Source organism: Billgrantia montanilacus, from assembly GCF_003336675.1.
In the GTDB taxonomy this organism is placed as follows: domain Bacteria; phylum Pseudomonadota; class Gammaproteobacteria; order Pseudomonadales; family Halomonadaceae; genus Halomonas; species Halomonas montanilacus.
The window spans coordinates 107,431-130,826 of record NZ_QPII01000009.1 but is presented as its reverse complement, the minus strand read 5'-3'; the positions used below and the strand labels follow the sequence as shown (position 1 = coordinate 130,826).

The 23,396-nt window shown below is 63.9% G+C and carries 22 protein-coding genes; 11 read left to right on the top strand and 11 right to left on the bottom strand.

Features of this window, described 5'->3' with window-relative positions; genetic code table 11:
- Window positions 1–12 precede the first annotated feature (12 nt).
- From DU505_RS13390 to DU505_RS13375, 4 genes are all read right to left on the bottom strand, one after another.
- Window positions 13–1,302 carry a TRAP transporter large permease gene (locus tag DU505_RS13390; RefSeq protein WP_114479493.1) on the bottom strand — a complete coding sequence of 430 codons (1,290 nt, stop codon included), beginning with the start codon at window positions 1,300–1,302 and terminating at the stop codon, window positions 13–15.
- Window positions 1,299–1,790 (bottom strand): TRAP transporter small permease, encoded by a 492-nt coding sequence (locus DU505_RS13385; protein WP_114479492.1) that lies wholly within the window; start codon window positions 1,788–1,790, stop codon window positions 1,299–1,301. The genes DU505_RS13390 and DU505_RS13385 overlap by 4 nt, the downstream gene beginning before the upstream one ends.
- 121 nt (window positions 1,791–1,911) lie before the next feature.
- Complete coding sequence (locus DU505_RS13380) at window positions 1,912–2,871, bottom strand: C4-dicarboxylate TRAP transporter substrate-binding protein (protein WP_114479491.1); 960 nt, start codon at window positions 2,869–2,871, stop codon at window positions 1,912–1,914.
- A gap of 27 nt (window positions 2,872–2,898) precedes the next feature.
- Window positions 2,899–3,654 (bottom strand): GntR family transcriptional regulator, encoded by a 756-nt coding sequence (locus tag DU505_RS13375; protein WP_114479490.1) that lies wholly within the window; start codon window positions 3,652–3,654, stop codon window positions 2,899–2,901.
- Window positions 3,655–3,924: 270 nt separating this feature from the next.
- On the opposite strand from DU505_RS13375, the gene DU505_RS13370 reads away from it, so the two are divergent.
- The 3 genes from DU505_RS13370 (at window position 3,925) to DU505_RS13360 (ending at window position 5,616) form a co-directional block, all read left to right on the top strand.
- Window positions 3,925–4,623: an HAD family hydrolase gene (locus DU505_RS13370; protein ID WP_114479489.1), complete on the top strand. Its 699-nt coding sequence runs from the start codon at window positions 3,925–3,927 to the stop codon at window positions 4,621–4,623.
- 184 nt (window positions 4,624–4,807) lie between these two features.
- On the top strand, window positions 4,808–5,182 hold the full coding sequence (locus tag DU505_RS13365) for a translation initiation factor Sui1 (RefSeq protein WP_114479488.1): 375 nt from the start codon (window positions 4,808–4,810) through the stop codon (window positions 5,180–5,182).
- A gap of 14 nt (window positions 5,183–5,196) precedes the next feature.
- Window positions 5,197–5,616, top strand: a complete 420-nt coding sequence (locus DU505_RS13360) for a YbaY family lipoprotein (RefSeq protein WP_114479487.1) — start codon at window positions 5,197–5,199, stop codon at window positions 5,614–5,616.
- On the opposite strand, the gene DU505_RS13355 is transcribed toward DU505_RS13360, so the two are convergent.
- Entirely contained in the window at window positions 5,588–6,448 is an 861-nt protein-coding gene (locus DU505_RS13355; protein WP_114479553.1) for an NAD-dependent protein deacetylase, read from the bottom strand. The two genes, DU505_RS13360 and DU505_RS13355, sit on opposite strands and share 29 nt — an antisense overlap.
- Before the next feature lie 129 nt (window positions 6,449–6,577).
- On the opposite strand from DU505_RS13355, the gene DU505_RS13350 reads away from it, so the two are divergent.
- Window positions 6,578–7,492: a nuclease-related domain-containing protein gene (locus DU505_RS13350; protein WP_114479486.1), complete on the top strand. Its 915-nt coding sequence runs from the start codon at window positions 6,578–6,580 to the stop codon at window positions 7,490–7,492.
- Window positions 7,493–7,571: 79 nt separating this feature from the next.
- On the opposite strand, the gene DU505_RS13345 is transcribed toward DU505_RS13350, so the two are convergent.
- The 6 genes from DU505_RS13345 to DU505_RS13320 form a co-directional block, all read right to left on the bottom strand.
- Window positions 7,572–8,906, bottom strand: a complete 1,335-nt coding sequence (locus tag DU505_RS13345) for a deoxyguanosinetriphosphate triphosphohydrolase (protein WP_114479485.1) — start codon at window positions 8,904–8,906, stop codon at window positions 7,572–7,574.
- 99 nt (window positions 8,907–9,005) lie between these two features.
- Window positions 9,006–10,415: a nitrogen regulation protein NR(I) gene (ntrC, locus tag DU505_RS13340; RefSeq protein ID WP_114479484.1), complete on the bottom strand. Its 1,410-nt coding sequence runs from the start codon at window positions 10,413–10,415 to the stop codon at window positions 9,006–9,008.
- On the bottom strand, window positions 10,408–11,454 hold the full coding sequence (gene glnL, locus DU505_RS13335) for a nitrogen regulation protein NR(II) (protein ID WP_114479483.1): 1,047 nt from the start codon (window positions 11,452–11,454) through the stop codon (window positions 10,408–10,410). The genes ntrC and glnL overlap by 8 nt, the downstream gene beginning before the upstream one ends.
- Before the next feature lie 276 nt (window positions 11,455–11,730).
- Window positions 11,731–12,276: a DUF4124 domain-containing protein gene (locus DU505_RS13330; RefSeq protein ID WP_114479482.1), complete on the bottom strand. Its 546-nt coding sequence runs from the start codon at window positions 12,274–12,276 to the stop codon at window positions 11,731–11,733.
- Window positions 12,277–12,514: 238 nt separating this feature from the next.
- Window positions 12,515–13,921 (bottom strand): glutamate--ammonia ligase, encoded by a 1,407-nt coding sequence (glnA, locus tag DU505_RS13325; RefSeq protein WP_114479481.1) that lies wholly within the window; start codon window positions 13,919–13,921, stop codon window positions 12,515–12,517.
- 446 nt (window positions 13,922–14,367) lie between these two features.
- Entirely contained in the window at window positions 14,368–14,925 is a 558-nt protein-coding gene (locus DU505_RS13320; protein ID WP_114479480.1) for a hypothetical protein, read from the bottom strand.
- Window positions 14,926–15,295: 370 nt separating this feature from the next.
- On the opposite strand from DU505_RS13320, the gene typA reads away from it, so the two are divergent.
- The 7 genes from typA (at window position 15,296) to DU505_RS13285 (ending at window position 23,315) form a co-directional block, all read left to right on the top strand.
- A complete protein-coding gene (gene typA / locus DU505_RS13315; protein WP_114479479.1) occupies window positions 15,296–17,143 on the top strand; it encodes a translational GTPase TypA in 1,848 nt (615 codons plus the stop codon).
- Between the two features lie 168 nt (window positions 17,144–17,311).
- Entirely contained in the window at window positions 17,312–17,638 is a 327-nt protein-coding gene (locus DU505_RS13310; protein ID WP_114479478.1) for a hypothetical protein, read from the top strand.
- 173 nt (window positions 17,639–17,811) lie between these two features.
- Window positions 17,812–19,257 (top strand): sodium-dependent transporter, encoded by a 1,446-nt coding sequence (locus DU505_RS13305; RefSeq protein ID WP_114479477.1) that lies wholly within the window; start codon window positions 17,812–17,814, stop codon window positions 19,255–19,257.
- Between the two features lie 134 nt (window positions 19,258–19,391).
- Entirely contained in the window at window positions 19,392–20,162 is a 771-nt protein-coding gene (locus tag DU505_RS13300; protein ID WP_114479476.1) for an ABC transporter ATP-binding protein, read from the top strand.
- Between the two features lie 115 nt (window positions 20,163–20,277).
- Window positions 20,278–20,982: an ABC transporter ATP-binding protein gene (locus DU505_RS13295; protein WP_114479475.1), complete on the top strand. Its 705-nt coding sequence runs from the start codon at window positions 20,278–20,280 to the stop codon at window positions 20,980–20,982.
- Between the two features lie 27 nt (window positions 20,983–21,009).
- Entirely contained in the window at window positions 21,010–22,014 is a 1,005-nt protein-coding gene (locus DU505_RS13290; RefSeq protein WP_114479474.1) for a branched-chain amino acid ABC transporter permease, read from the top strand.
- Complete coding sequence (locus DU505_RS13285) at window positions 22,014–23,315, top strand: branched-chain amino acid ABC transporter permease (RefSeq protein ID WP_114479473.1); 1,302 nt, start codon at window positions 22,014–22,016, stop codon at window positions 23,313–23,315. Before DU505_RS13290 ends, DU505_RS13285 begins: the two co-directional genes overlap by 1 nt.
- Window positions 23,316–23,396 lie beyond the last annotated feature (81 nt).

The window sequence follows — 23,396 nt, the reverse complement described above, 5'->3', positions numbered from 1 at the left end:
ACTTGAACACATTCAGCCCATCAGCAAGTTGGGCAGGAACAGCACGATATCGGGGAAAAGGATGATGCCCAGCACCACCACGAATACCGCCAGGGCAAACGGCACCAGCTCTCGGCTGTAGTCGATGAAGGAGCAGCGCAGGATGCCGCAGACGGTGTACATGGAGATGCCGACCGGGGGTGTCATGCCGCCGAAGGTGACCAAGGTCATCATCAACAGGCCGAAGTGCACCGGGTCGATACCCGCCGCCTTGATCACCGGCACCAGGATCGGTGTCAGCAGCATGACCACCACGGTGGCTTCGAGCAGCATGCCGAGGCAGATGAGCAGTACCGCCAGGGTCAGCAGCAGCGCCGTCTGGCTGGCGAAGACGCCCAGCGTCAGTTCGGCGATGGTCTGCGGCACCCGCTCGAAAGAGACGACGTAGCCGATGATCCCCGAGAACATGATGATCAGCATGATCATGCCGATGTCGCGAACGCTGGCATGCATCGCCGCCAGGATCTCCGTCACTCCCATCTCACGGTGAATGACACAGCCCACCACCAAAGCATAGGCGACGGCGAAGGCACCCGCCTCGGAGGGCGTGAACAGGCCATAGCGAATCCCTACCAGCAACCAGACCGGAAACAGCAGCGCCCAGACGCTCGCCCGCACGGCCTTGAGCACCTCGCGTCCCGTGGGCAACCCCTCCCGCACCGGGGTATAACCGCGCCGCTTGGCAACGAAGTAGGTGGTTACCATCAGCGCCACCATCAGCAGGAAGCCGGGCACCAGGCCGGCGATGAAGAGTCGTCCGATCGACACCTCGCCGAGATAGCCGTACAGGATCAGGCCGATGCTCGGCGGGATGGTGGCGGTGATCAGGCCACCGATGGAGAGCACGGCCCCTGAAAAGCCGGGGCTGTACCCCCCCTTGATCATGCCCTGCCCCAGTACCCGGGACTGCATGGCAGCGTCGGCGACCGCCGAGCCGGACACGCCGCCCATGAGGGTGCTAAGCACGATGCTGGCCTGGGCCAGCCCGCCGCTCATCCAGCCCGCCAGCAGCGTGGAGAGGCGCATCAGCCGTGGCGTGATGCCGCTGGCATTCATCAGGTGGCCGATGAAGATGAACAGCGGCACCGCCAGCAGCGGGAAGGACTGGGTGGCGGAGACGATACGCTGAGGTCCGATATTGACCGGCAGGAAGGTGCCGGGAAGAAAGAAATAGGCGAATCCGGCAATGCCGATCGCAAACGCAACGGGCATGCCAATCGCCATCAACAGCAGGCCGAGCCCGAGCAAAAGGGCAGCGGTCATAGCGTCTCCTCCACGATCTCGTCATCGGCCACAAGGCTACCGATGATGCCTTGGTCAATGACGCGACGAATCAGCGAGACCATCATCAGCGCCGCACCGACCGGCAAGGCCAGGGTGATATAGCCATAGCTCAGGCCGGCGACGCCCATGGGGCGCTGCCAGTTGGAAAGCGCCAGCGGAAAACCATGCCGCACCAGAAGGGCCAGGAAGAGCAGCATCGATACCAGGCAGAACCCCGTCACCAGACGCTGCAGCGACAGCGGCAAGCGAACCGCCAAGGCATCGATGCGCACCTGGCCACCGCGACGTAGCGTGATATCCGCACCCAGCACGGCGGTCCAGATGAACAGGAACTGGGCCAGCTCGGCGCCACCGGCAAAGGGCTGCCCCAGCGCCCGGGCCGTCGAGCTGGCCAGCATGGTCAGGGAAGTGCCGGCCAGCAGTGCAATCGCCAGCCACTCCTCGATTCGATCGTACCAACGCCACATGGGAGGTCCTCGAACGATGGTTCGGTTGACTGCAATAGAAGGTTTCGTTCTCTGCAGTGGATGAAGGAAAAACGGCCGGCGCAGGCCGGCCGTCTCCTTGCCGGGCGGGCAAGGGTCGTCCTCAATCCCCCGAGACCAGCTGCTCGCGGTACTCGTCGTAGCCGAGGTCCGTATAGACCCCACCGACACGTTCACGGAACAGCTCGATATCCACCTCGGTGAAGGTCACGCCCTCCGCCTCCATGCGCTCACGCACGGCATCCTGGGCATCGACGGTAGCCTGGCTGGCGTCTTCCCCGGCCCGGGTGAGCTCCTCGGTCAGGATGACTTGCAGCTCTTCGGGCAGCGACTGGTACCACTGCTCTGAGGTGGCGATACCCGTCATGAGATGGATATGGCTAGTCAGGGCAATATGGCTGATGACTTCATGCAGGTTCTGGCCTTCGGCCGCGGTGAGCTGAGCCTCGGCCCCGTCGATGGAACCCAGCTGCAGCGCAGAGTAGACCTCGGACCAGGGCAGCGGCGTGGGCGTGGCCCCCATGGACTCGATGGTCTTGACCCACACCGGCGAGTTGATGGTGCGCACGCGAACGCCACTCAGATCATCCGGCGACTCGACCGGGTCCTGCGTCAGCATCTGGCGCGAGCCTTGAAACCAGTTGTAGTTCAGCAGCCGCAGTCCGCTGTCGTCGGCCAGGCTCTCGACCCACCCCAGGTACAGGTCGGAGGAGGTGATCTGCGCATAGTCGCTGTGGTCTTCCACCAGGTAAGGCGCGCTGAGAATGCCCAGCTCCGGCTGGTACTCGGAGAGCCGTCCGGCATCGATCAGGATGGCGATATTGGCCCCGCTGCGGATCTGTTCCACCACGTCTTCGTCGGAACCGAGCTGGCTGTTGGGGAATACCTGAATGGTGAGCTCACCGTCGGAGCGCTCCTCGATGGCCTGTCTGGCACTCTCCATCGCCAGCACCACCGGATCCTGGGAACTCAGTGCCGACGAGAGATTGAGCTGATAGGCCGCATGGGCCACGTTGGCGGTAAGGGCCAAGGCCATGGCCGAAACGATTGCGGATGTCTTCATGTGAGCCTCCTGACGTGCATTTTGTGGTTATTGGGTTGCGCCGATTGGCGGCCTGACGTTGGGTAGTGAGACGACGCTGGCGGTGGCGTCGAACATCTCGGGAAAGCGGCGCATGAGTTCGGGCAGCGATTGAAGGATCTCTCGCTGATGGATACCCATGGCCTGAGTCGCGGCCTCGGGATCCTGCCGGGCAATGGCCTCGACGATCATCGAATGCTGATCGGTAAGCTTCGGGATCGGCGTCGAATCGGGAATGCTCAGATAGCGCACCCGGTCGAGCTGCGCCTTGACGTCTTCCGTTACGCGCCATGCCATGGCATGGCCCGTGCCCAACGCCAGGGCGCGATGGAAGGCCTCGTCGAGCAGAAAGAACCGATCATGATCCTCGGGATCGATACAGCGCCGTTGCCGTTCGATCAGCTCTTCAAGCTCGCCCAGGACCGCCGGCGCCAGGCCGTGCTGTGCCGCTTCCCTGGCAACCGCCACCTCGACGGCCTCCCTGACGAAACGCGCCTCGAGCACCGCCTGGCGAGAAATCCGCACCACATAGGTACCGCGTTGCGGGCGCACTTCCACCAGCCCGGCCTCCGACAGGCGAATGAACGCTTCCCTGACCGGCTGCCGACTCACCGAGAAGGTATCGGCAATCTCCTTCTCCGAGAGCGCCTGCCCGGGGGCCAGCACCATGCGGATAATCGACTGGCGCAGCACCTGAAAGAGGCGCTGCCTGACCGGGCCATCCTCTGTGGTGCCTTGCCAAAGCGCATGCAAGCTGTGGTTCATGTGGATTCCTCGCGGTTGCGTCGTATCAGCAAGACCTGTCTCAAGCCTCGACTGACATGACTAGTATGGTAGTATGGAAGAAAAGGCGAAAGCTCGATTTGGCTCAACTTTAGTCGAATACTTGAAGAATGGGACGTTAGGAGCAATACTGTTTGGAAACAGCGTTCGTAAAGATTCGTCGTTTTACATTCAACTTTCTGCAGGGCATGCCGATAACGGATATATGGTTACTTTTCGACAAGCCTCTGACCAATCGAGGGATGTTCGGCCATGACAAGTCCCCTCTGCCTGCTGTTCGATTGTGATGGAACTCTGGTGGACAGCGAACCGCTGCTCGCCGCCGAGATGGCCATCAGCCTGACGCGACTGGGCTTGCCGTTTCAGGCCAGTGACTATATCGGCGAATTCCGCGGTAGTCGCTTTCGTAATATCGTGACGGTACTGGAGAGTCGCTACGGCAGCGTCGACCCGCTTCATCTGGCCGAGACCGAGAGTGAGATGCGCAGCAATCTCAACCGCCGCCTCGAAACCGAGCTCGTGGCGATCACTGGGGCGACAGAAGCCCTGATGGCGTTGGCCGACTTCCCCTGCGGGGTAGTGTCCAACGGGCCCGAGAACAAGATTCAAACCTCCCTCAAGGCCATCGGCCTGTCCGAACATTTCGGCAACAACCTCTTTAGCGGCTATACCGCCAAATGCTGGAAACCCGACCCGCAGCTGTACCTGCACGCGGCCCAACGCATGGGTTTCGAGGCCGAGGATTGCGTCGCCATCGACGATGCCATGGTGGGGGTCAAGGCGGCCCTGGACGCGGGGATGACGGTCATCCACCTCAATCGCTTCCCCGATGTGGAAGAAACCCCCGAAGGGGCGATCATGATCAGCAGCATGTATCAGTTGCCCACCGTGATTGGCCATCTCCTCCATCATCGGACCATGGACAGCCGACTGGTCGCCTATAGTCGCTGAGTCTTGCCGTCGACGTCTCCTCCATCCGCTTGCCTTCGTCTGCTTTCCACTCCCACTTTTTACGCCCTGCTTTTAACACCCTGCCTTTACTACCCTATCGTTACTCTCTCGGAGCCCGGTTCGGTGCAGCCCGCGCCCCTGGGCGGTATCATCTGGCGATCTCGCTTTTTTCAAGGAGCCCAGCATGGCCTCTCTGCGCGACCAGTTGAACGGCCTGGTCTATTCCACCGAGCACGGTGATATCTGCCCGGACTGCCGCCAGCCCCTGGCCGACTGCCGCTGTGCCGAGGCCGCCGAGCAGGCTCGCATCGAGTCGCTGGACGGCGTCGTGCGCATTCGTCGTGAAACCAGCGGTCGCAAGGGCAAGGGCGTGACCACGGTTGCCGGCATCCCCCTTGCCGATGCCGAACTGAAGGCCCTGGCCAAGCGTCTCAAGAAACGCTGCGGAACCGGAGGTGCCGTCAAGGATGGCATCATCGAGATCCAGGGCGATCATCGCGAGGTAGTCAAGGCCGAGCTGGAGCGTAGCGGCTATACCGTGAAGCTGGCCGGCGGCTAGGCAAGGAGAATGGAATGAACGATCTAACGACTGTTGCGTCGCTCCCGCTGGGCAAGCCCACACGGCGGCTGGCGCTGGGGCTTCTGGTCACGCTGGTACTGGTCGGCTGCGCCGGCACCCCGCAGTTCACCGAGCTACAGACTCGCGTGGTGCCACCTGAACCGATGACGCTGAGCGACGATGCCGAACTGAATGTCCGCCTCAGCGATGCCGAAGGCACCCTGGCCGAAACCACGCTGACCCATCTTGATGCGCCCCCCTGGGCGGTTTCGTTACGCCACGACAGCCAGGCCCTCGAGGACGCCCGTGCACCCCGGCTGAGCGCCGAGCTGCGCCAGCGGGGCGAACTGACCCACGCCACCGGCGAGCCGGTACCGCTGGAAGAGAGCAACCCGGACGAGCCCGTTACCCTGTCGCTTGACCCGCGCCCGTAAGGGCCACCACCAGGGCATTCAGCGTCTCGCCTACTGGCGCCTCGACCTTCAGCGAGTAGAGCGCATCGGCCCGGGTATGGCCCAGGTTGAGACAGGCGATGGGCTTGCTGGCGCTGGATGCCTGCCGCGCGAAGCGGTAACCCGAATAGACCATCAGCGACGAGCCCACGACCAGCAGCGCGCCTGCCTCGTCGACCATGGCAGTGGCGCGGGCCACGCGTTCACCGGGCACGTTGTCGCCGAAGAAGACCACATCGGGCTTCCAGATTCCCTGGCCGCAGCGACGACACCCGGGCACCTGGAAGGTGGAAAAGTCCGCCTCCAGGTCCGCATCACCATCGGGCCGTGCCGCTGCCTCCCGGGAGAGCCAGTGCGGATTGCACTCGGCCAGCTCGTCGTGCAGGTCATGGCGCATGCGTAGCGCCCCGCACTGCATGCAACGCACCTGCTCGGCACGACCATGCAGGTCGATGACCCGTCGCGAGCCGGCCTTCTGGTGAAGCCCATCCACGTTCTGGGTGATCACCCCCGCCACCAGCCCCACGCCTTCGAGCTGGGCCAGCGCCGTATGGGCGATACCCGGGCGGGCCCGGTGCAGGGTACGAAAGCCGACCAGAGCACGCGCCCAGTAACGCTGTCGCGCCGCATGGCTGCTCATGAACTGCTGGTGCTGCATCGGCGGTGCGCACTTCCAGGCACCGCTGGCATCGCGGTAATCGGGGATACCGCTGTCGGTGCTCACCCCGGCCCCGGTCAACACCACAATGCGCGGGTAGCGGGTCAGGAAGTCCGCCAGGCGCAAGGCCCCCTCGGGAATCGGCACGTCGCTCATCGTCTCTCCGCACTCTTCTGCAGCCACCTTCATGCGCTCAGCCTTCATACGATCAACATGGCTCTTCTGGTGGAAGGTTGTCTAGAATGTCATGCTTACGTGACTATAACAGGCAAGGACGGACCCCCGATGGCCTGGCTGGAATACCTGCTCCCCCTGATCTTCCTGTTTCCCCTCGGGGCAATGGCGGTGATCGTGATCGCCCTGCGCAACCTGCATGATGCCCGGGTCCGCTCGCCGTTCAACGCCCGCCCCCTGCGGGAACCCGGTCAGGCCCTGCGCGACAGGCTCGACCGTGCCTTCGCCGCCCTGTTCCTGGATGGCGCCCTGGGGCCCATCCTGTCACTGGCGCCGCTGGTCTACGGCATGGGACGCATGCTCTTTGCCAACCGGCAGAACTGGCTGGAATGGGCCCTCTACGGCGCACTCAGCACCGTACTGGTGCTGGTCTACTGCTTCCTGCTGATTCGCGACTTCCAGCTAATCCGTCGCATCAAGCTGGGCCTGGCCTGCGAACTCGCCGTGGGCCAGGAGCTGGAGCGGCTGATTCACCCCGAGGCCCACCCCTACTACGTCTTCCATGACGTGCCCACCGACACCGATACCATCGACCATGTCGCCGTCACCCCCCACGGCGTCTTCGTCGTCGAGACTCGCGCCCGCACGCGCCCTTTCACGGCGGACGGCCGCGAGATCAATGTGGTGACCGTGGAGCCAAAACGCCTGCGCTTCCCCGGCTGGAGCGAGCACCGCCCGCTGACAAAGACTCTGGGTGCCACTCGCTGGCTGGGCGCGTGGCTGGAGAACCGCTGCGGTGCGCCGGTCCCCGTCCTGGGGGTGCTGACCCTGCCCGGCTGGGACATCATCTGTGCCGGCACGCCCGAGGGGCTGATGGTGGTGAGCGGTGAATCGCTGGCCCAGCAGTTGGGCGAGAAGCAGTTGGGTAGCATCGATGACGACATGCACGACAAGGTGATCGCTGCGCTTATCGAACGCGCCGCCGAACTGGACAAGAATACGCCGCTGAACGCCCCCTCCATCTGAGCCGGCAGCGGCTCGATCGAAGGCGGCGGTAGTGAGCCAGGTGGCGCAGCGCCCGCGGCCCGGCGGACCTTCACATCGCTTAGTCCCCTCTCAGTCGACCGCCCATCTCCTGGGCCAGGTCTACGGCGTAGTGGTCGGTCATGCCGCCGATGAAGTCGAGCATGCGCCGATAGCTGTCATAGAGCGTCCAGGAGGGGCGCGGCGTGTTCTCGCCGACCAGCGCCAGCACTCGCTGATGCTTGAAGCTCGACTCGCCGGTGTAGTGCAGCTCGTGGGCCGCGCCGATGAAGGCTTCCAGCAGGATGCCGAGGGTGGTGTAGGCACCGATCTCAAGCTTGGCCTTGCGCTCGTTCTGGAAGATACGCTCGCGGGCCAGCTGCTTGGCCGCGGCCACCCCCCAGCCCAGGTCAGGATGGCATAGCTCCAGCAGGTCGCTGGTCAGGGTGCCGTTGAGCAGCGCAGTCTCATGGTCGACGAAGACCGCCCCCACGTCGTTGACCGCTCGCTCCATGGCCGCGCCGCGCAGGGCGGCGATACGCCGACGCTGGGAGACACCGCTGCGCTGCATGCTGGCATAGTCCGGCGGGGCGTCGCCGGCGATCTGCAGCAGCACGTCGGCCACCTCGTCGAAACGCAGGATGCCCATCTCAAGCCCATCCTCCAGGTCGAGAAGGGCGTAGCAGATGTCGTCGGCCGCCTCGACCAGCCAGGCCAGGGGGTGGCGACACCAGCGCCCCTCGCCCCGGGGCAGCAGGCCCAGGCGGTCGGCCACGTCGGCCAGCAATGCCTTCTCGCTCTGATAGCTGCCGAACTTGCCGGCACTGCCCCCGTGCTCCACGGTCCAGGGGTACTTCAGCAAAGTCCCCAGCGTCGCCGTTGTCAGCCGCATGCCGCCACGAAACTGGTTGTACTCGATCTGGGTGACCACCCGGAACCCCTGGGCATTGCCCTCGTAGGTGAGCAAGTCGGCGCGTTCATGCTCCGACAGCCCCTCGAGCAGCCCGCTACCATCGGCCTCGGCACGCTTGAACCAGTCGCGAATGGCATACTCGCCGGCATGGCCGAAGGGCGGGTTGCCGATATCGTGTCCCAGGCATGCCGCCTGCACGATGACGCCCAGGTCGGCCGGGGTGATCCACTCCGGCAGCCGCTCGCGCAGCAGCTCGCCGACGATCATGCCCAGCGAGCGCCCCACGCAGCCCACCTCCAGCGAATGGGTCAGCCGGGTGTGAATGTGGTCGTTGTCGGTGAGGGGGTGCACCTGGGTCTTGCGCCCCAGGCGGCGAAAGGAGCCGGAGAAGACGATCCGGTCATGATCCTTGTGGAAGGGGCTGCGGCCGATCTCGTCACGCCCGGCCCGGCCGCCGTAGAGTCGCGACGGGTCGAGCAAGCGCTGCCAGTGCATCTGCGTCATGGGCTATCTCTCTCCTTGAAGCCCCCATTCTGGCACCACAGTGGCGGTAAAGGCCACGCCCGGCCTTTCCCCCTGTCAAACAGTCGGCGATGGACGGGGTCAATCCTCAGCCAGGGCCGGCAACAGCGTCTTGAGCTTGCGGGTCAGGGTGTTTCGTCCCCAGCCGAGCAGCTCGGCGGCCTCACCCTTGCGCCCGCCGGTATGCTTCAGCGCGGTCTCGATCAGGATCTTCTCGAAATCGGGAACCGCCTCTTCCAGCAGATGGGTATGGCCCGCGGCCAGGGCCCGGTCTGCCCAGTCGCGAAACGCGGCTCGCCAGTCGCCGTTGCCGCTCTCCGCCGCTTCCGGCTCGCGCAGCTCCGGCGGCAGGTCCTCGACCAGCACCTCACGGCCGGATGCCATCACCGTCAGCCAGCGGCAGGTGTTCTCCAGCTGGCGCACATTGCCGGGCCACGGCAGCCGGGTCAGGTGCGTCTCGGCATCCTTGGTCAGCACCTTGATGTCGGTAGACAGCTCCTTGGCCGCCTCGGCCAGGAAGTGCCGTGCCAGCCGCGGGATATCCTCACGTCGCTCGGCCAGTTTCGGCAGGTGGACGCGGATCACGTTGAGGCGGTGGAAGAGATCCTCACGGAAACGCCCATCCTCGACCAGGATTTCGAGATTCTGGTGGGTCGCGGCGATGATGCGCACATCCACCTTGACCGGCGTATGGCCGCCGACCCGGTAGAACTCGCCGTCGGCCAGCACCCGCAGCAGCCGTGTCTGGGTCTCTGCAGGCATGTCGCCGATCTCGTCGAGAAACAGGGTGCCGCCATCGGCCTGCTCGAAGCGCCCCTGGCGCTGGGCGGTGGCGCCGGTAAAGGCCCCCTTCTCGTGACCGAACAGCTCGGACTCGATCAGGTCCCGCGGTATCGCCGCCATGTTCAGCGCAATAAACGGCTTGCCCGTACGCGGGCTGTGCTGATGCAGGGCGCGAGCCACACGCTCCTTGCCGGTCCCCGACTCACCGTTGATCAGTACCGTGATGTGGGAGTGCGACAGACGGCCGATGGCGCGAAATACCTCCTGCATCGCCGGGGCCTCACCGATGATCTCGGCATCCAACCCCTCCGGCACGCTGACCGGCCGCTTGCGCTCCCGCGCATGGGCCACGGCACGACGCACCAGCGCCAGCGCCTCGTCGACGTCGAAGGGCTTCGGCAGATACTCGAAGGCTCCACCCTGATAGGAGGCGACCGCACTATCCAGATCGGAATGCGCGGTCATCACAATGACCGGCAGGTCGGGGTGCACGTCCCGCACCCGTGACATCAGGTCCAGGCCATCGATACCCGGCATGCGAATATCGGTGACCAGCACATCCGGCGGATCGTCCAGCAGTCGGCTGAGCGCCACGTCGGCTCGTTCGATGCATTCGACTTCGAGGTCGGGCTGAGCCAGGGCGCGCTCCAGCACCCATCGAATGGCGCGATCGTCATCGACGACAGCGACACGTGCGACATCAGTCATGGCGCCTCTCCAGGGGAATAAGCAAGCGGAATTCGGTATGGCCGGGGCGGGATTCGCATTCGATCAAGCCCTGGTGTTGATGCAGGATGCCCTGGGCAATGGACAATCCCAGTCCACTGCCCTCGGCACGACCCGATACCATGGGGTAGAAGAGCGTCTCCTGCAGGCTCTCGGGAACGCCGGGACCGTTGTCGATCAGCGCCACCTCACAGACCAGGCGATGCCGTTCGGCACCCAGCGTGAACTGGCGCCGCGCCCGGGTTCTCATCAGCAGGTGCGGCTGGCCAATGCCGGCCTCGGTCATGGCCTCCACGGCGTTACGTGCCACGTTGAGAACGGCCTGGATCATCTGCGCCTCGTCTCCCGGGAAGTCCGGCAGGCTGGGGTCGTAGTCGCGCTCCACCACCACGCCGGGGGTCTCGGCAATCAGCAGTGTCCGCACCCGCTCGAGCACCTTGTGAACGTTCAGTGGGTCATGGCTCGCCAGCTTGTTCGGACCCAGCATGCAGTCCACCAAGTCCCGCAAGCGGTCCACCTCCTCGATGATGATACGGGTGAACTCGGCCAGGCCGGGATCATCGAGGTCACGCTCCAGCAGTTGGGCGGCACCACGAATACCCCCCAGCGGATTCTTTACCTCGTGGGCCAACCCACGCGAAAGAACCTTGATCGCCTCCTGCCGGTTGAGCAGCGCCTCCTCCCGGGAGATACGCAGCAGACGGTCGCGAGGCTCCATCTCGACCAGAAGCTCCTCGTCCGAGAGCGGCGTAACCGTATAGTCGACGGTGATCACCGCACCGGTAACGAGCGACAGCCTCACCTCGCGTTGGGTAAAGGGGTGACCGTCATCACGGGACTTGGCCAGCACAGCACCCATACCATCATCCTCGGCGACCAGCGCCGACAGGCACATCCCTTCCACGCGCCCCAGGCTGACCGCCAGCAGCGCTTCGGCGGCGGGATTCATCCAGCGCAGACGCAGCCTGCCGTCCAGCAGCAGCACCGCAGTGGTGAGATGTTCCATCAGGCGTCGGTACATTGGCCTTCCCTTGGTGTAGACGTGCACCCGTTTCGCGCATTCCGTGAATCCCGGCAAACGACTCGGGCTCCCTTGGCTACCCTAGCGACCCATACATGTAGCAAGAACCTAGCAAGAACCGCGCCAACCTTGAAAAGCGCGGTTCGGCGCCGTTTCAGGGCATTATGGCAGCCATGGCGTGCACTATCATGGTGCAAGAAAGGAGTGTCCATCGTCTCGGGACGGGTTAACGCTCACCCGCGGGGCACGAAGGGGCAAAAGTTGGGCGAGCCTGTCTCAGCGGGCAGGAGAACGCTGAACGCGGAGGGTCACCGGCTGGGTGCGATGACGAATATCCCCACCCGCGTCCAGCAATTCGGCCTGAATCACATACTGGCCACGATCGAGATCGGTGAGCATGAAGGCGGTGGTATGCATCGCGGTCTGGCTCACCCTGCCGTCGAGCAGCAGCCGGACCCGGTGGTCGGGCCGCAGTTCGGGCTGGATGGCGAGTTCCACCTGCACGTTACCCGCGTAGCTGGCGGCCAGGTCGGCCCCATGCGCCGGCGATACGATACGAAAGGCATCGTAGGGCATGAACGGCTGGCCCGGGGACTCGCTGACCCGCGGCACAACGCCTTCCACCCGCGGCGGCTCTGCCCTTCCCGACAGGCCCCGGGACGGCACCACGGTGAGCGGCGTCAGCTCCACCGGTTCGCCACCTCCGTCTGGGCTGTCGGTGAAGATCACATTGCCCTGGGCGTCGACGGTGCGATAGATGGTCGTCGCCAGGGCAGACGTGGTGACCAGCAGCCCAACCATTGCCAAAAGCGCCTTCTTCATGAGGATCGGTCTCCTTCGTCGGCGCCCCGTACCGACTGGACGCTGATATGCCTGTCGTATCAAGACATGTCATTGGCTTCAAGTGTACGACAAAAAAGGGCTCCGCCAAGACGGAGCCCCTGTGATTGCAGAACACGATTCCCGCCACGCTTGCCTGACACGACTGCCTGACACTCGCGCACCCGAGTCGGCTCGAGCGGCCCGACCCAGTGATATGGGTCGGGCGCGTCGGCCTGCTTCAGCAGCTGTAGTACATGTCGAACTCGACCGGATGCGTGCTCATGCGAATACGCTCCACGTCCTCCATCTTGAGCTCGATGTAGGCATCGATCATGTCGTCGGTGAAGACGCCACCTTCCGTGAGGAAGGCACGATCGGCATCCAGCGCGTCCAGTGCCTGATCCAGGCTGTTGGCCACGGTGGGCACGGCCTTGCCTTCTTCCGGCGGCAGGTCGTACAGGTTCTTGTCCATGGCATCGCCGGGGTGGATCTTGTTCTTGATGCCGTCGATACCGGCCATCAGCATCGCCGCGAAGCACAGGTACGGGTTGGCGGTCGGGTCCGGGAAACGAAGCTCGACGCGCTTGCCCTTGGGGCTGGCGGTGTAGGGGATACGGATGGAGGCAGAGCGGTTGCGGGCGCTGTAGGCCAGCATCACCGGCGCCTCGAAGCCCGGCACCAGGCGCTTGTAGGAGTTGGTCGAGGCGTTGGTGAAGGCGTTCAGGGCGCGGGCGTGCTTGATGACGCCGCCGATGTAGTAGAGCGCCATCTCGGACAACCCGGCGTACTGGTCGCCGGCAAACTGGTTGACGCCATCCTTCCAGAAGGACTGGTGCACGTGCATGCCGGAACCGTTGTCGCCAACCAGCGGCTTGGGCATGAAGGTCGCGGTCTTGCCATAGGCGTGGGCCACGTTGTGCACGACGTACTTCATTTCCTGAAGCTCATCGGCCTTCTTCACCAGGGTGTTGAACTTGACGCCGATCTCGTTCTGGCCGGCGTTGGCCACCTCGTGGTGATGCACTTCGACGGTCTGGCCGATCGCTTCCAGGGTGTTGCACATGGCACCACGAATGTCGTGGAAGCTGTCCACCGGGGGAACCGGGAAGTAGCCGCCCTTGACCCGCGGACGGTGGGCCAGGTTGCCGCCCTCGACCTGACGGTCGGTGGACCAGGCGCCCTCTTCAGAGGAGATCTTGAACATCGCCCCTTCGATATCGGTCTTCCAGTGCACCTCGTCGAAGATGAAGAATTCCGGCTCCGGGCCGAAGAAGGCGGTATCGCCCAGGCCGCTGGACTGCAGGTAGGCTTCCGCGCGCTTGGCGATGGAGCGCGGGTCGCGCTCGTAGCCCTGCATGGTGGCGGGCTCGATGATGTCACAGCGCAGCACGATGGTGGCGTCTTCGGTGAACGGATCGAGGAAGGCGGTACCGTCTTCCGGACGCAGGATCATGTCCGACTCGTTGATGCCTTTCCACCCGGAGATGGAGGAGCCATCGAACATCTGGCCGTTCTCGAAAAATTCCTCGTCCACGTCGCGAGCGGGAATGGTGACGTGCTGCTCCTTGCCTTTGGTGTCGGTGAAGCGCAGGTCAACCCACTTCACATCGTTTTCTTCGATCAGGGCGAGAGTCTTGGCAGACATGATGTCCTCCATTTAGAGCGAGTTTGGCTCGATTCGTTGGCTGATGATCCACTGGCGCTGGGTTCGATCCAGCGCATGTTGTAGCACGCTGTGAGCTTGGTGCCCACGATCACCATGCACGGGCATGGGAGCTGGCCAACCTAATGCAGGCTGCGTGCCAACTTTGCACCATCACAACCCATGATTTCTTAATCCATTGTTTTAAAGTTATTTTTTGATTCATCAAGCTGCCCTCTCTTGCACCAGGAATGCAAGACACTCCCTTCGGCAGGGCGCGGGGCGCCATTTTTGCACCAAGATAGCGCCGCACCGGCGCCGCCTGCACCAGTTAGATGCACTCCCCTGGCGAGGCCTACCTTCACACTTCCGTTCGTGATCAGGTTAGTCATTTTTTCAGGCAACCGAACGCAGCGCCCGCCTCCGGGGCGCTGCCCTATCCAGGGGTCTCAGGCGCGCTCGATCGATACTCGGGCCTGGCAGGCCTGCAGCCGTTCGATCAGCTCGGGCAGGGCGTCGTGTTCAAGGACGGGGTCGAAGCCACCGATGCGATCGAACCAGTCGCGTGTCACACAGAAAGTGTCCGTAGGCGATGCACGATGCAACCGGCTCAGCAGTCGCATCAGTCGCATCAGTCGCATCAGTGCGCTCTGCCGCCGTGCCTGCAAGACCACGGCATCCCACTCCTGCCGGCCCAGGACGCCGAGCTGGCTAGACAGCCATCGCGGAAAACCGCCCTGGCCCAGGCCGGGAAACAGCAGCAGCTCACCATGGCTGGCTGCCACGGCAACGTTAAGACGCTCCCCCAGCGGGCAGGGACGACAGGACACCAGGGTGACACCGAAACGACAGGCTAGCCCGGGTAAGCGATGATCGCCGGTATCGTCAGCCACCAGCAGCTCATGCTTCCCCTCCCCATAGCGCATGACACGATGCAGCGAGTCCAGCTGTCGTGGTAGCTGGGCGCCGAACGAGCGGGCATCGAGAAGAATACTGCTCGCATACATGGCCGCCGACTCCATTGACGGCAAGCGAGGGTGCGGCCTTGCCGGGCACGGGAAAGAAAATCATTGTTAGTTAAGGTATTATTAAGTGTACAAAAGTATCTAAAAGTATCCAGACTGATTTTTATCGCACCGATCTCGCCAAATTCATCCGCTGCGCACCAGCAGAACGGGTAGCACGGAGTCACCCGCAATGAGGCATGGACACTTTGGCAAGCTGAGAAGCCTCTCCCACAACGGCACGAGGCAGAGGTTCTGCTATTCGCCTACCTTCCTAGTCTGTACAATGCGCCTCCACTCTCCCTACCCCCGCGCCTAGGGTACTTTCTTGATATGTGTACATAGGTGCGTAGATGATGACGAGCCACAACCTATGAGCACAGCCGTTCCCTCTCAGATCGAGAGTCTTCGCAATATCGCCATTATTGCCCACGTCGACCATGGCAAGACCACCCTGGTCGACAAGCTCCTCAGCCAGTCCGGCACGCTGGACCGCAAGGCCGAGGGGCAAGAGCGCGTGATGGATTCCAACGACCAGGAAAAGGAACGCGGGATCACCATCCTGGCCAAGAACACCGCGATTCGCTGGCAGGCGCCCAATGCCGATCAGGTCTACCACATCAATATCGTGGACACGCCGGGGCACGCCGACTTCGGTGGCGAGGTCGAGCGCGTCATGTCCATGGTCGACTCGGTACTGCTGCTGGTGGACGCCGTCGACGGCCCCATGCCCCAGACCCGCTTCGTGACCCAGAAGGCCTTCGCCCAGGGTCTCAAGCCGATCGTGGTGGTCAACAAGATCGACCGCCCCGGCGCGCGCCCCGATTGGGTCATCGACCAGATCTTCGACCTGTTCGACAACCTTGGCGCCACCGATGAGCAGCTCGACTTCCCGATCATCTACTGCTCGGCGCTCAACGGCATCGCCGGCCTGGACCCGGAAGAGCTGGCCGACGACATGACGCCGATGCTGCAATCCATCGTCGACATCGTCGAACCACCCAAGGTCGAACTGGACGGCCCGTTCCAGATGCAGATCTCGGCACTCGACTACAACAGCTATGTCGGCGTCATCGGCCTTGGCCGCATCAAGCGCGGCAGCGTGCGCCCCAACCAGCAGATCACCGTGATCAGCACCGACGGCACCACCCGCAAGGGCAAGATCGGCCAGGTGATGACCCACATGGGCCTGGAGCGCGTACAGACCGAGCAGGCCGATGCCGGCGATATCGTCTGCATCACGGGCATCGACAACCTGTCGATCTCCGACACCCTGTGCGACCAGGCCGCCGTCGAGGCACTGCCGCCGCTGTCGGTGGACGAGCCCACGGTCTCCATGACCTTCCAGGTCAACGACTCGCCATTCGCCGGCCGCGACGGCAAGTACGTCACCAGCCGCAACATCAAGGAGCGTCTCGACCAGGAGCTGATCCACAATGTGGCGCTGCGCGTCGAGCCGGGCGAAACCCCCGAGAAGTTCAAGGTGTCCGGCCGCGGCGAGCTGCACCTGTCGGTGCTGATCGAGACCATGCGCCGCGAGGGCTTCGAGCTGGCTGTCGGCCGCCCCGAGGTGATCATCAAGGAGATCGACGGCGTCAAGCAGGAGCCGTACGAAGAGGTGATCATCGACTGCGAGGAGCAGCACCAGGGCGCCGTCATGGAGGAGCTCGGCTATCGCAAGGGCGAGCTGACCAACATGAACCCCGACGGCAAGGGCCGTGTGCGCCTGGACTTCATGATTCCGGCACGGGGCCTGATCGGCTTCCGCGGCCAGTTCCTGACCCTGACCTCGGGCACCGGCATCCTCACCAGCCGCTTCGACCACTACGGCCCGCTGAAGCCCGATGCCTCCATCGAGCGGCGCAACGGCGTGCTGGTCTCCATGGTCGACGGCAAGGCCCTGGCCTATGCGCTCTATGCCCTGCAGGAGCGCGGCAAGCTGATCATCGACCACGCCACCGAGGTCTATGAAGGCATGCTGGTCGGCATCAACAACCGCGCCAGCGACATGGTGGTCAACCCCACCAAGGGCAAGAAGCTCGACAACATGCGCTCCACCGGCAACGACGAGAACATCGTCCTCACCCCGCCGGTGAAATTCTCGCTGGAGCAGGCCATCGAGTTTCTCGACTCCGACGAGCTGGTCGAGATCACGCCCAACCATATTCGCCTGCGCAAGAAATTCCTCAAGGAAAACGAGCGCAAGCGCGCCAAGAAGTAAGCGCTACTCGCCCAGTCCAACGACACCCGCCCCTTCGGCGGGTGTCGTTGTATGGTGCGAGCGACTTGGCCGTCGTCATGGCAACTCACGCGCGATTTGCATAGAGTGCTGTGCTTCTCCACGGCCATGGCTACCCTTGGAGACATCACCACTCAAGGAGAGACGATCATGCACAGACACGTGGAATGGGACGACCCCGGCAGCGCCAGCGTGGAACGGCACTTCGAGCAACACCCCACCGGGCGCTCCGACCCCGGGCCCGGCGACATTCTCTCGGCCCGCTACCAGGGGCTGGTGGTGCGGATCCGGGTCGACGCCTATGTCGACGGCACCAGCATCGGCGAGGTCGTGGCGTTGATCGAACCCGGTACCGGCGCGCGGCGCAAGCTGGCCGGCAAGCTGGCCAAGGGCGACATCGTGCGGCTGCCGGACGCAAGCCGCGCCTTCGAGCCCACCGGCGGCGAAAAGGCCGATGAGGACGAGGACCACACATGATCGGCAGCCCCCGTCATCAGCCGGGGCCAACGCAACCTTAACGCAACACCTCTGGCCAGAACGCTGGGTTCTGTCGCACAGTGTACGCGCCGTCCAGCGCCCATCTACCGGTGCGGTGACGGACGGCCATCAAAGACGGCCCACAAGGCCATGACCCGATCCTCGGAACCGCAATGAGCACGCACAACGTCTGGACACACAAGGGCACCTTCCTGCTGGCCGCGGTCGGCTCGGCAGTGGGTCTCGGCAATCTATGGCGCTTTCCCTACCTGGCCGGCGAAAACGGCGGCGGTGCCTTCATCCTCGTTTATGCGCTGACCATCTTTGCCGTCGGTATTCCCATCCTGATCGGCGAGACCATGCTCGGCCGTGCCAGCCGACGCAGCCCCATCATGGGCATGCGTCACCTGACCAGGACGCACAACACGTCGCGAGCCTGGGAATCCATCGGCTGGCTGGGCGCCGCCTCGGCCTTCCTGATCCTGAGCTTCTACTCGGTCATCGCCGGCTGGGCGATCCACTACACGGGGCAGATGTTCACCGGCTCGCTGGTCGGCGCCGACGCCGACACCATCGCTGCCAGCTTCGACGCCCTGCTCGCCTCCCCGGGGCTGCTCACCCTCTACCACACCCTGTTCATCATCGCCTCGGGGCTGATCGTCGGCATGGGAATCCACAGGGGCCTCGAAAACGGTCTGCGCATCATGATGCCGTCGCTGTTCGTCATCCTGCTGGTGGTGCTTGGCTACGGCATCGCCAATGGTGACTTCGGGGCCGCGGTCAGCTTCCTGTTCACCTTCGATATCGGCGCCCTGAGCCTCGAAGGCTGGCTCCAGGCGATGGGCCAGTCGTTCTTCACCCTGAGCCTCGGCATGGGCGCGATCATGGCCTACGGCGCCTACATGTCCAGCGAGGTTTCGCTGACCCGCACCGCCTTTGCCATCGCCATCGTCGACACCGCCGTGGCCATGGTTGCCGGCCTTGCCATCTTCTCGCTGGTGTTCGGCGCCGGCCTCGATGCCGCCGCCGGCCCCGGGCTGATGTTCGTGTCACTGCCGCTGGCGTTCGCCGAGATGCCGTTCGGCGCCCTGGTGGGCGGGGTCTTCTTCATCCTGGTGCTGGGTGCGGCGATCAGTTCCTCGATCTCGTTGATCGAGCCGGTGGCCGCCTTCCTGGTCGAGCGCTTCGACATGACTCGCCCCCAGGCGGTATTCGGCATGGTGACGGCAAGCTGGGCCATGGGCCTCCTCACGGTCGTGAGCTTCAATATCTGGGCCGAGGGGACGATCTTCCATGCCCTGTTCGGCCGCAGCGCCTTCGACTTCATCGAGCTGCTGACCAATATCTTCATGCCGCTGGGCGGGCTGTTGATCGCACTGTTCGCCGGCTGGGCGTTGACCCACTCCGAGGTCATGAAAGAGATGCGCACCAGCGAGACATGGTTCACTATCTGGCGCTTCCTGGTGCGCTTCGTGGCGCCGGCGGCGGTGGCCTTCGTCTTCCTGCGGAGCATTCCGCAGATCGAAGGCTACCTGATCCCCACCGTGGGCGCCCTGGTGATCGTCGGCGCCTTTGCCGCCGGCCGCACTTTCCTGGCCGACAGCACCCAGGAGACGTAACGCAGGCAGCCGCCGCCCTCGAGGCGGCGGCCTCACTATTCAGTGTGTCACTGCAAGCTGCCCTCGGGCGCTGCGGGGCACCATAACAAGACTCCGGCAGCCATCGGACTCCGGATAAACGGGGCGCAACCAACATGCCAGCCATTATCGACGTCAGGCACGTCCACAAGGCCTTCGGTGGCCTGAGAGTCATCAACGACTGCTCCATACAGGTGGAAGAAGGCTCCATCACCGGGCTGATCGGCCCCAATGGGGCCGGCAAGTCCACCCTGTTCAACATCATCGCCGGCGCCCTGCCGCTGGACAGCGGCCAGGTCCTGCTCGACGGCGAGGACATCACCAACCGTCCGGCCAACGAGCTGTTCCACAAGGGGCTGCTGCGCACCTTCCAGATCGCCCACGAATTCTCCCAGATGACCGCGCTGGAGAACCTGATGATGGTGCCGCCCCAGCAGGCCGGCGAGAGCCTCTTCAGCGCCTGGCTGAAGCCGGGGATGGTACGCGGCCAGGAGGCCGATGTGCGCCGACGTGCCCTGGAGGTGATCGACTTCATCGGCCTGCATCACGTGCGCAACGAGCTGGCCGGCAACCTCTCCGGCGGTCAGAAGAAACTCCTCGAACTCGGCCGAACCATGATGACCAATGCCCGGGTGGTGCTGCTCGACGAGATCGCCGCCGGGGTCAACCGCACCCTGCTGGGCGACCTGATCAGCAATATCGAGCGGCTCAATCGAGAGATGGGCTACACCTTCCTGGTCATCGAGCACGACATGGACATGATCGCCCGGCTGTGCGACCCGGTGATCGTGCTGGCCCAGGGCAGTGTGATGGTCGAGGGCAGCATCGAGGAAATCCAGAACAACCCGCAGGTGATCGAGGCCTACTTTGGTTCCAACGTAGCCTGAGGGGTTCAAACGTCGCCTGAGTGGTGCCGCGGCGCCTGAACCACTGCCCATCCCGCCTGGTTACAGCAAGATGGGTTACAAGAAGAACAGCAACGACTAGCGCAGAGAATCCAAGATGCCACTACTCGAAGCACGCGATGTGCACGGCGGCTATGGCGGCATGAACATCCTCAACGGGGTGAACATGACCATCGAAGCCGACGAGATCGGCGTGATCGTCGGCCCCAACGGAGCCGGCAAGTCGACCATGCTCAAGGCCATTTTTGGCCTGCTTACCGTCAACCAGGGCGAGATCCTGCTGCGCGGGGAGCCGATCCATAACCTGCCGCCCAACAAGCTGGTGCAGAAGGGCATGGGGTTCATTCCCCAGGAGAAGAACGTCTTCCCCAGCCTCACGGTGAAGGAAAACCTGGAGATGGGGGCCTTCCTCAAGCCGAACAACGTCAAGCGCATGCTCGACAAGGTCTACGGTTTCTTCCCGCCGCTGTACGAGAAGCGCCATCAGCCCGCCGGCGAACTCTCCGGCGGCCAGCGCCAGATGGTGGCCATGGGCCGGGCGCTGATGGCAGAACCCGAGGTACTGCTGCTCGACGAGCCCACCGCTGGCCTCTCCCCGCTCTACATGAACGAGATCTTCGAGCGGGTGAAGGAGATCAATGCCGCCGGTGTCGGCATCCTGATGGTGGAGCAGAACGCCAAGCAGGCGCTCGCCATCGCCGACAAGGGCTTTGTACTGGCCGCCGGCCAGAACCGTTTCACCGATACCGGCGCAGCGCTGCTAGCCGACCCGGACGTCGCCAAGAGCTTCCTCGGCGGCTAGCCCAGCCAGTACCTGGAGAACAATGACGTGAATGAACTGGTTTTCTTCATCAACAACGTGGTGGTCGCCGGCAGCGTGACCGGCTCGATCTACGCCATCGGTGCCATCGGCGTGACGCTGGTGTTCAGCATCATGCGCTTCGCCCACTTCGCCCATGCCGACATGATGACCTTCGGCGCCTTCATGGTGCTGCTGCTGACCATGGCCTTCCCGGGGGTCGGTGCTGCGGTCGGCCTGCCCACCGCGGTGGTCATGCTGCCGCTGGCCATGGCGCTTACCGCGCTGCTGGCCGTGGGAATCGACAAGGCCTTCTACAAGCCGCTGCGGGCCCACGGAGTCAAGCCCATCGTGCTGGTCATCGCGTCCCTTGGTGTCACGCTGATCCTGCAGGGCCTGATTCGCCTGTTCGCCGGCACCAGTTCCCAGAGCCTCTATATCGCCGAGCGCAAGGAGATCTACCGGCTTGACCTGCCCTTCGAACTGGCCACGCGCCCTGTCATCGTCACCGAGCCGCAGGTCATCCTCTTCATCCTCACCATCGCCTCGGTCGTGGGGCTGCACCTGTTCCTCAACCGCTCGCGGCTGGGCAAGGCGATGCGTGCCATGTCCGACAACCCGGACCTGGCCCGCGCCTCGGGCATCAACACCAACACCATCGTGGCGGTGACCTGGGTGATCGCCGGCGGGCTGGCGGCCATTGCCGGCACCCTGCTGTCGCTGGATGTCACCTTCAAGCCCGACCTCAGCTTCTTCCTGCTGCTGCCGATCTTCGCCGCGGCCATCGTCGGCGGCGTGGGCCACCCCTACGGCGCCATCGCCGGTGGCTTCGTGGTCGGTTTCGCCGAGACCCTGGCAGTGTTCAACTGGACGGTGCTGCTTCGCCCGATCCAGCACCAATTCCCGGCGTGGCTGGAACTGCCCCACAACCTCGCCTTCGTCGGCACCGAGTACAAGATCGTGGTGCCCTTCTTCATCCTGGTGGCCATCCTGGTGTGGCGCCCCACCGGCCTGTTCAAGGGTAAGGTGATCTGATGACTACGAATCGTCCCGACACCGTAGCCGCGCCGTCGCGTTTCCCGATGCGCGAGGTCGTTCTCTTCGCCGCCCTGCTGGTGGCCATCCTGGGTGTCTATGGCGTCATGGGCACCGCCTACAGCACCCGCATGCTGGTGGAGGCCTCCTGCTACGCCATCCTGGCCCTGGGCCTCACCATCCAGTGGGGCTATGCCGGTCAGTTCAATGCCGGCGTCATGGGCTTCGTCGCCATCGGCGGCTTCGCCGCAATGTTCTTCAGCGTGCCGGTCAACGACGACTTCTGGGGCACCGAGCTGCCCGGCGAGCTGGGCCGTGTGCTGCTCTATCTAGTGGCCTCGATCGTGCTGGTGGTTGGCGCCACCCGGCTCGATCGCATCGGCGTGCCGAAGAGGCTGCGCACGGTCATCGCCGTGATCCTGGCGGTGGTGCTCTATCTGGTCGTCATCAGCATGCTGCGCGGGGTCACCAGCGAGATCCAGTCCCGGGCCGGCTTCGTCGGCGGCCTGGGCCTGCCGGCCTGGACCGGCTGGATCGTCGGCGGCGCGCTGGCCGGCGGCATCGGCTATTACATCGGGCGTATCTGCCTGGGCCTGCGCAGCGACTACCTGGCCATTGCCACCCTGGGCATCGCCGAGATCATCAAGGCGTTCCTCAAGAACTCCGACTGGCTGACCCGTGGCACCGCCACCGTCTCGCCGCTGCCCTGGCCCACACCTGGGCCTGCCGAGCTGGGCTTCACCCTGGCCCGGGCGATTTACCTGTCGGTCACGGCGGTGATGATCGCGGTCATCTTCTTCCTGCTGCACCGTGCCTACCATGCCCCCTGGGGCCGCATGATCCGCGCTATCCGCGACAACGAGGTCTCAGCCGCGGCCATGGGCAAGGACATCAACAAGCGGCGCCTGGAGATCTTCGTGCTGGGCTGTGTCCTGATGGGCATCGGCGGCGGCGCGCTGGCCTCGTTCAACAGCCTGTTCGACCCCCAGGGCTACCTGCCGCTCAACCACACCTTCCTGGTGCTGGTGATGGTGATCCTCGGCGGCCCCGGCAACAACCTGGGCACCATCTTCGGCGCCGTGGCGGTCTATATCATCTGGCTGATGTCGGAGCCACTGGCGCTGTTCCTGATGAACCTGGCGGTAATGTTCGGCGAAGGCGTTTTCGGCTGGGATGCCCCCGCCAACCTCTCCAGCCGGGCACTTCAGGCGCGTGTGCTGGTGATCGGCCTGTTGATCACCCTGGTACTGCGCTTCGCCCCGCAGGGGTTGTTGCCAGAGAAGGTCAAGCACCACGGATAGAAACACTGATTTATTGCTGCGCTCGATATCCAATGAAAAAGCCCCGAGGAGAGTATCCCTCGGGGCTTTTCGCTGTGCCTT